The following is a 1,511-nucleotide window of genomic DNA, read 5'->3' on the forward strand; positions in this document are numbered from 1 at the left end:
CATACGATCAACGAAATCGCAGATCTAGAAAGCGCTCTCAATGGCAAGATGGCAGCGGATAAAACCTTTACTTTTGCCGATTTAAGGGATATCGAGGGCGCCAAAGATGCCGCAAATAATTATGTTCTCTATAAATCAAGCAATAATAACTTCACCTTTGGCAGTGCTGTCTCACTGTTAGGCGCGCATCAACATAAAACCGAAGATATCGTGGGTCTTGACGATTTTAGAGCCAAGCTTAACGAAGATCTCACAAGCTATGGACGCTTAGCCAGCCCAAATGAATGGAAAAATTACAATAAATTTACCAGCAAAGTGACTATGAGTGGTGCCTTAGAGCTTTTGGGCAATTCGTCGTTGAACCTCATCTATAATGGCAAAGTGGTTACCGATTTAAACACAAACGGAAGCTTGCTTAAAGGACCTTTAAAAGTCGATGGTGATCTTGTTTATACAAAAGCAGAAATAGATATTCTCAAGCAGGAAATTAAAAACATCAAAAAAGATTTGATTAATAAACTCATTATTGCTGATGCTGAATTGCTCTATACGCAAGATGGGAAAATTCAGTGGCCCGATTGGGTAACAGACCAAACTAGGTTAGAAATCCAAGCATGGGGTGGCGGTGGTAGTGGTGGCGGATCGGATACGCCAAGATTAGGAGGAGGTGGCGGCGGTGGCGGTTGTTCAGTCTGGTATGGCTATAAAGCCAGTTTAAAGGATCATGAAGATATCACAATTGGTAAGGGGGGAGCTTCTGTTTCAGGGCGGTATGCAATAGGAAACTCTGGAGGAACAACGACCGTTGGCAAAAATTTTATTACCGCTACAGGAGGACATGGTGGTGGGGGTGCTTATTATAATACATCAAGGGGAAATACTTATTACTATTCAGGCATTGGTGGTGCTGGGGGCATTGGGGAAAATTTTGGTTTAGCAACAGACGGACATCCAGGATTAGCCAAAGGGGGAAATGGTTATGCTGGAACGAGTGGAATTACTGGCAAGATAAGCGGTGATGGCGGTGATGCTGGAGGTGATACATCAAGGGGTGGTCCTGGAGGACTAGCACAACATAACTATACTTCAGGAAAAGGAGGGCGTGGTTTTGGTGGTGGCGGTGCTGGAGCTGTTAGAGATTCCTATACAAGTGGCGCTGGAGTTGATGGCGCTGTCCTTATAAGATTATGGAAAGATTAAATACAAAACTAAAAATAGCACAAGTCAAATGGATAGCTATTGTATAAGCGAGCTTGTATGATTTTTAAATCTTTTTATCACTCTTTCAAAGCCCTTTTAAAGGGCTTTTTGACTGACAGTGTCAGGCTTATGAGAGAGGATGAGTGTTGTTATAGTCTCTTCATTAATGTGGAGAGCAAAATGGCAACAGAATTTAATCATGGTATCCGCCTTGTTGAGGATGGTCAAGCCTCACGACCCTTAGAGATGTTTAGCCAAACCGCCCTTGGGGCGGTTGTTACAGCCCCTGATGCTGATAACCAAGTTTTTCC

1 protein-coding gene and 1 pseudogene are annotated in these 1,511 nt (G+C 43.2%); both read left to right on the forward strand.

Features of this window, described 5'->3' with window-relative positions:
- Positions 1-1,200 (forward strand): Bgr_08870 family protein (locus ACFIO3_RS12875; protein ID WP_375608796.1); only part of this gene is annotated, 1,200 nt, incomplete at its 5' end.
- Between the two features lie 180 nt (positions 1,201-1,380).
- Positions 1,381-1,511, forward strand: a pseudogene (locus ACFIO3_RS12880) (phage tail protein); the annotation flags it as partial.

This window comes from Bartonella sp. AD328YNZD (assembly GCF_042196425.1).